Here is a 5,378-nt window from a genome sequence, read left to right as displayed (position 1 = left end):
CCCGCCGCCGGCCCGCCGTACCCTCGTCGACGACTGGCACGCGCTGCATCTGGCGATGACGGTCGCCGACCGGCTGCTCGGGCCAGGCTGGTACACGCCCGATCTCCCGATCAGCCGGTTCGCCTACCAGATCCGCTCGGACGCGGTCACCACACACGGCACGGAACTGCAGACCTTCGCGGCGGCGCTGCGGTCGCATCAGGGCCAGGCGTCCCCTCGGCACCCGATTCGCCGGAGCGGGATTCGCACCTGCGGCGACCTGCTGTCCAAGGTCCAGCGCGAACTCGGCGGCGGGCCCGCCCCGGCGGCCGCTCCGGCCCGCGGCTCGCTGCGCGAGGATCACCAGCGGCTGACCGATCAGCTCCGCTCCTGGGCCGAGAACGACACCAGGGAGCTGGACGAACCATCGCCATAGGCCGGACGCCGGCCGGCCACCGCCAGGTGACCGCCGGACGCGCCCGCCCGAAACGGTAACCCCATGATCACGGGGTCGTACCGTGCCCGTCCGCGGTGGGCGTCTCGTCCGCCGCGCTGGTCCGCCGCGTCCGTCCGCTGTGTCCGTCCGCTGTGTCCGTCTGCCGGGGGGTGAGACACCCGCTACGGACGGAGTCAGCATGTCACAGCCGACCAGCCCCCAGCGCCGCGGCGCCGGCCATACAGCGATCATCCCTCTCGGTGCCACCGGGTTCGGTGCCACGCGGCTCGACGGCCGTCACGCCGGAGTCGGCCGGCGGACCCGGCTGCGGCTGTGGTGGCGGGGACGGCGCGACGCGGGCGCCGGGATACCGACGTCCGCACCCGCCTCGTTCGTGACCCCGGCGATCCGGGAGCTGGCGGCAGGCGCCGAACGCTCCCACAGCCGGTTGCGCTCGGCCCTGACCACGCTGCTGATCGAGATCGACACGGAGATCGCGGAGACCGTTGCCGCGATCGCGGTCGTGCGGGCCCAGCAGGACACCGACCCGGCCGACCGGATGGTCGCCGACGCCGAAGCGCTCGGCCAGCCGGCCACCAGCGACGACGCCGCGGCCCGGACCAGGCGGCGGGCCGCGCAGGCGCGGACGGCGAGCCTCGCCGACCGGGGCCGGCTCAGCGAGCTGCGGATCCGGCTGGCCGGGCTGTTGGAACGACGTGAACGGCTCATCGATGACGCGGAAGCGCGCGCCGACGAGATCTCGTCCTTCCGCGACCAGTGCGTCGAGGTGTACCGGGCGGCGAACCTGCGCCGCCGGGGCGAGGACGCGGCGGCGCTCGCCGAAGCGTGGGTCCCACCGGCGTTCCCGCCACCCGCGTGGCTGACAGCGGTGCACCGGGTACCCACCGCAACCGCAAACGGCGACACGGACCCGCGTCCCGAGACCCGGAAGGCATGAGATGGCAGCCAGGCAGCGGTACCCCCTCACCCCGCCCCCGCGGCTGAACAACCGGGGCCTGCTCGACTTCGCCCGGGCCAGCGCCGAACGGGACGCCGCCGCCGCGTTCCCCGACAGCGAGACCGGCAAGACAGCCCTGCCATTCGAGCGGATCCTGGCCGGGCATGTGGCGGCCCGGCTCGAGGCGGTCGGCCGGGGCTACGCTCACGACCACGCTCGCGCCGCCGACCGTGTCGCCGCCGCCCGGGCACGGGTCACCGCCCGCACCGACGTGTGCGCCGACGCCGCGGCGCGGGCCACCGAGGCGTCGGACGAGCATCGTGCCGCGGTCGACGCGCTGCTCGCCGCTGAAAGGCCGCGGCGCCGGTTCGCGCATCTGAGCTGGTCGCCGCTCACCCGGGCCGGGGTCCTCGGCGTCATCACAACCGCCGAGGCGGTCGCACTCAAACCGACGCTGGACGGACTCGGCGCACCCTATCTGCAGACCTGCCTGCTCGCCGCCGCGATCGTCTTCGCCGGCCTGGTGCTCGCGGGGCATCTCGCCCGCCACACCCGGGAGCAGCGGGCAAGCGTGGACGAGCGCCGGGCGGGGCGACCGGTGCGGGCGGCCGGCGGAACGTTCCTGTCCCCGGCGGTCATCGTCGCGCTGGTGGTGCTGGTGGTCACCAACGTGTTTCTCGCGAGCGTCCGGGCGTCGACCTTCGTCGGTGAGATCGCCCTGCTCGGGCCGGCCGGGGCGCCCTTACGAACCGGGTTCCCGGTCGCGTTCGGGCTGTTCCTCTCCCTGCAGGCGCTGTTCACCATGGCCGCCGCCGCGGTCGAGTACCACGCGCATGACCCGGTCGCCGCCGCCGTACGGCGCACCGGGCTGCGGCTGCGCTGGGCACGGTTCCGGCTCCGGCGGGCCCGGCGCGCCCTGCACGACGTCACCGCCGCGCAACGCGCGGCGGTCCAGGAGGCGATCGCCACCGTGGAGGCATACCGCGGGCTCGCCCGGGAGGAACGCGCCCGGGTCGAGATCGTGCGGGACAGCTACCGCGCCGATCTGGTGGCCCGTTGCCCGATCGAGCGCGCGGCGGCGCTGGCGGCGCTGGAGCGCGCAGACTGGCCGCTGCCGGCGTGGGCCGACGGGCTCGACAGAGAGATCGCGCGGCTCACGGCCCGCATACCCGCCGACGTCCGCCCACTGGAGGAGCAGCCGGCCGGCCGGGACGAACCCAAGCCCGCGAAGCCTCGCGCCGCCGAGCCTGTCCCGAGCCAGCCATCGCATCACTCGCCGTACTCGCTGTACTCGCCGCCGCTGGCACCGGACGGCGCGGCCGTGCCGGCCGGTACGTACGGCGGCGGCAGCGGCCCGTCCACCAACGGTGTGGGCTCTCCGGGCCCGGAAAGCCGGCAGCAGGGGAACCGGCAGCAGGGGAAGGGGAAACCGTCATGAGCAGGCCCCGCCGGAGCGACGGCATCACGGTCCTCCGCGCCCACGCCGCCACCGTCGCCGCCGCTGTCGTTGCCGCGCTGAGCGTGGCGGTCCCCGGCTGCGGGTCCCGCGCCTCGGACCGGCCGCCGCGGTGCGGCATCGTGGTGGACGTCTCCGCGAGTGTGGCCGCCGACCAGCGTGCCCGCTACCTCGACGAAGCCACGGCGGCTCTGCGCCGCTGCACCGGTGGCCGCGCATACGCCGACGTGGCCGACGCGAACGCACGGGCCGGCCGGTGCACGCCGGTGGACATGACGCTGGCCGCCCCCGACCCGCGGGGAAACACCCTGTTCGACAGCGCCGCCGAAACCGGGCAGGTCGACAGGGCGATCGCCGCGACCAGGGCGTTGGTCGACTGCGCCGCCGCGCTGCCCGCCACCGCCACCGACCTGTTCGGCGCGTTCGTGCTGGCCGGGGCCGCGCTGCGGGCGGGGCCGGCCGGGCGGCGGGAGCTGACCGTGTTCACCGACGGGATCTCGACACGGGCGCCGTACGACCTGTCCGCCCGCGAGCTCGACGACGCTGACATCAACAGGCTGCTCGACCAGCTGGCGTCGGATGGCCTGATGGCGGATCTCACCGGGGTGGACGTACGCATCGTAGGCGCCGGGGTGGGGGCTGACGAGCTGGGTCCTGTCCGCCTGGGCCGGGTGGAGACGGCGTGGCGGAGCTACGTGAACCGCGCCGGCGGCACTGTCTCGCGTTACGCCAAGACGTTGGGCGGCATCTGATGGCTGGGATGATCGATGCACCTGTCGCGGTCCCTGTCCCTGTCGCGGTCGCGGTCCGGGCTGGTGCCCGTCGCCGGGCGGTGGCGGTCCTGGCCGCTCTGGGCGCTCTGCTCGCTCTCGGCTCCGGGCTGATGGCCTGGTCCGCCCGGCCCGTGCAGGCGGCTGCCCCGGTTCCGCCGGCCGCGCCGGCCGCGGTGGACACGCCGGCCGCGGTGGACACGGCCGGCGGCGGAGCGCACGCGGCGGTGCGGGTCGTCGACGCCGCTCCCGGCCCGGCGCTGAACGTCAGCGGCACGGGTTCGTCATCGTTGACCGTTCATTTCCGGGAGCTGTCCGGCTACCGCCGGGTGCCGGCCGGCGCCGCCCGGCTGACCCTCACCCGGGAAGGTTCCGCCGATCTCACGGTGCCGGTCGACATGCCACCAGGTGGGACGGTCAGTGTGATCGTCACCGGGACGGCCACACTGACAGCTCGCGTGGTCGTCGACGGTTTCACCGCCCCCGGCCCGGGGCGGATCGCGGTCCGTTTGATCCATGCGGCCGAGGGTGTCGGCCCGGTGAGCCTGGTCGACGCGGCCGGCAGGCGGCTGGGGAACCCGGTCGGCCCGGGAACGGTCTCCTCGTTCGTCACCGTGGTGCCGGGCAGCGGCACGTTCGGGCTGCGACGGCTCGGCGCGACCAGCGACCTGGCCGTCATCGGCCAGCTGGACGCCCCTGCGGGGGACGCGGTCGGTGTGCTGCTCAGCGGCGGATCCGGCGATGCCCCGGTCGCCGCCGGCTGGACCGTCGACGCCCACGGGACGCCGCTTCCTCCCGTCGGCCCGGTCCGTACCGGCGACATCCATGCCACCGGTGTGCCGCTCCTCTCTATCGCCGCCTTTATCACGGCCATCGCTGTTGTCTTGATCGCTGTGGGTGTGGGGGCCGTTGCCTGGAGCCGGCGTCCGACGGTCATCATGATCCTCTGCTGCCTGGTGCTGGTGGCGTGCTCGGCGACCGGTACCGGGACAGCGCGGGTGGGCACGCGCCACGCGGTAAACGATCATACGGCGACGGGTGGCGCGCCGGCCCCGCCGGTGGCCGCGGCGAGCCCAACGATGATCCCCGTCCCGTCGGCAAGCCCGCCGGCAGAGGGGACGGGCCGGGAATCCGCCACCCGCCCGGTCGGCCTGATCCTGCCCGGCATGCCCGCTCCGGTACCGGTCGTGCCGCTCGGGCTGGTCGGCGGGGACGAGCAGCGGGGGATCCGGCTGCCGGGCGCCGCCGACGGTGAGCTCGCTACCGTCCCCGACGGCGACACCGTCGGCTGGTACAGCGGCGGCCCGGCACCGGGGGAGGCGGGTTCGGCCGTGCTCGCCGGGCACGTCGACCTGCATCGCGCACCCGCGGTGTTCGCCGGGCTGGCCGGCATGACGCCCGGGGCGGAGGTCACCGTGCTACGGGCCGACGGTGCCAGGCTGGTGTTCACCGTCGACCGGCTCGACGCATACCCGAAAAGCGCGCTGCCCACCGGGATCCTCTACCGGCCGGCGCCCCTGCCCGAACTGCGGCTGGTGACCTGCGCCGGCCCGGTCGAGGGCGGCACCCATCGGGATGACCTCATCGTCTCGCTGTCCCTACGGGGCTGACCCGCGAGGATCCCGGAACGGACGTCGTTCTCCGGCTGTGGGGACATCCACCTGCGCGTACGGTCGTCCGGGCACCTCGCGGAGGCGGAGCCCAGAATCAGGATGGCGGCCACCGGGGTGGCCCCAGACACGGGGTGGGGGGAGGTGCCGACGGTGGGGGATCCGATGG

The 5,378-nt window shown here is 74.9% G+C and carries 5 protein-coding genes; all 5 read left to right on the top strand.

The genetic code is table 11. The features are described from left to right. A partial coding sequence (locus NBW84_RS02715; RefSeq protein ID WP_250281375.1) for a hypothetical protein occupies positions 1–415 on the top strand: 415 nt, incomplete at its 5' end. Positions 416–614: 199 nt separating this feature from the next. Beyond that, complete coding sequence (locus tag NBW84_RS02710; protein ID WP_250281374.1) at positions 615–1,373, top strand: hypothetical protein; 759 nt, start codon at positions 615–617, stop codon at positions 1,371–1,373. Between the two features lies 1 nt (position 1,374). Next, positions 1,375–2,811 (top strand): hypothetical protein, encoded by a 1,437-nt coding sequence (locus tag NBW84_RS02705; protein WP_250281373.1) that lies wholly within the window; start codon positions 1,375–1,377, stop codon positions 2,809–2,811. Continuing rightward, entirely contained in the window at positions 2,808–3,581 is a 774-nt protein-coding gene (locus tag NBW84_RS02700) for a hypothetical protein (RefSeq protein WP_250281372.1), read from the top strand. Before NBW84_RS02705 ends, NBW84_RS02700 begins: the two co-directional genes overlap by 4 nt. Before the next feature lie 8 nt (positions 3,582–3,589). Then, the gene (locus NBW84_RS02695; protein ID WP_250281371.1) at positions 3,590–5,209 is read left to right on the top strand and encodes a DUF4397 domain-containing protein; all 1,620 of its coding nucleotides are present in this window, start codon (positions 3,590–3,592) and stop codon (positions 5,207–5,209) included. Positions 5,210–5,378 lie beyond the last annotated feature (169 nt).

Origin of the sequence: Protofrankia sp. CiP1_Cm_nod2, from assembly GCF_920664355.1 — a bacterium.
In the GTDB taxonomy this organism is placed as follows: domain Bacteria; phylum Actinomycetota; class Actinomycetes; order Frankiales; family Frankiaceae; genus Protofrankia.
The sequence above is the reverse complement of the archived record's forward strand: the minus strand, read 5'-3'. Positions and strand labels throughout refer to the sequence as shown.